The sequence below is a fragment of the Sporolactobacillus inulinus genome (assembly GCF_006539285.1).
GTDB lineage: Bacteria > Bacillota > Bacilli > Bacillales > Sporolactobacillaceae > Sporolactobacillus > Sporolactobacillus inulinus.
The window spans coordinates 1-1,443 of record NZ_BJMS01000201.1 but is presented as its reverse complement, the minus strand read 5'-3'; the positions used below and the strand labels follow the sequence as shown (position 1 = coordinate 1,443).

Genomic DNA, 1,443 nt, shown 5'->3' with positions numbered 1-1,443 from the left:
CCGGGAACACCATTTGAAGCCTGCCGGTTGATATCCTGTCAGGTCAATCAATTGTCTCTCATCCATGTAGAGACCAACCAATACTCCGTTCCCTGCGCTTATGTTGGACAAGCTGTCTGGGTTAAACAGTTTGTCGATCGTCTGATCATTGTGGCTCAAAATCAAGTGATCACTGAATATCCCCGTTCGTACGGACGAAATCAACTATTCACCCGTCTGGACCATTATCTGGAGGCGCTTCTGAAAAAGCCTCGTGCGATCCGAGATGCACATCCTTTTCAGAATCCAGATATTCCTGAAATCTTCCGGCATTTCCATCGTAGAATGCGTGAGACTGAGGGAGCGGCCGGAGACCGCAAATTTGTCAGGCTTCTTCTTCTCCACCGGGAACTTGGCCTGAATCTGTTAACCCAAGCCATTCAGGAAGCAGAACGGAAGCAAATTTTCACCTATGAAGCGGTTCATGAGATCATTCAAAAGATGACAGGTAATGTGGCAGGACCCGTTGGTCAAGCACCGGAAGCTCTGGAGAACTACAAGGTGAAAGTGACCGATATCAATCAATACAGACAACTCGTGAAGGAGGAAAACCAATGACCACGGAACTTCTGTTGGACCATCTGACCAGGCAACTCAGGATGCCCACCCTAGCCAGACAGTATCGTTCTCTAGCACGGGAAGCGGAGGAGCACAATTTGCGTTATGAAGATTATCTTTTGGCATTGCTTGAAGCTGAATCGCAAAGTCGAGAAGAAAATCAACGACAAAGGCGTTTGAAACAAGCACGTTTTCCTGTTTCTAAGACGCTGGACACGTACGATTTCAGTTTGATGCCCAGTCTGAACCGAAATCATTTTCTCACCCTGGCCAAAGGTGAGTTTGTCCGAAAAAAAGAGAATGTGATTTTTCTCGGTAACAGTGGAACGGGCAAGAGCCACCTGGCCATTGGGTTGGGAATAGAGATGATTCAAAACGGGTTTAAAGCAAAATTTATAACGGCCTCCGAATTAGTCGAAGAACTGCTCATGGCCTATGAGGAACAGAAACTAAGCGCCATGGAGAAAAGGTGGCTCAAATTTGATGTAGTCATTGTGGATGAACTCGGCTATGTTCCTTTCTCCAAAACCGGAGCAGAACTCCTATTTCAATTTTTTTCAAGTCGGTATGAGCGTGCCAGTCTCATTCTGACAACGAATCTTGAATTCAGCGAATGGACAAGCTTGTTTGGCGATGAAAAGATGACGGCTGCCCTGCTTGACCGACTAACGCATCGCTGTCACATCCATCTACTTAACGGCGAATCTTACCGATTTAGGCAGAGCATGGAAAGAAAAGAAAACTCAGGACAGGGATAATGTCAGCGCAAGTGTTAGGTGGGAACTGGCCCTCCCCGGGCCAGTTCCCACCTAACACCCATATTATTCCATAATTGGAAGTACCACA

2 protein-coding genes are annotated in these 1,443 nt (G+C 46.8%); both read left to right on the top strand.

Translation table 11 applies throughout. From position 1 onward, the window contains the following. On the top strand, positions 1 to 597 hold a 597-nt coding region (locus tag SIN01_RS14695), incomplete at its 5' end, for a Mu transposase domain-containing protein (RefSeq protein ID WP_445009310.1). After that, positions 594 to 1,355 (top strand): IS21-like element helper ATPase IstB, encoded by a 762-nt coding sequence (istB, locus tag SIN01_RS14690; RefSeq protein WP_141306172.1) that lies wholly within the window; start codon positions 594 to 596, stop codon positions 1,353 to 1,355. The genes SIN01_RS14695 and istB, both read left to right, overlap by 4 nt. The last annotated feature ends 88 nt before the right edge of the window (positions 1,356 to 1,443 follow it).

Coding starts and splice junctions, on each gene's coding strand:
- istB (WP_141306172.1), top strand. CDS start 594: ATGACCACGGAACTTCTGTTGGACCATCTGACCAGGCAACTCAGGATG.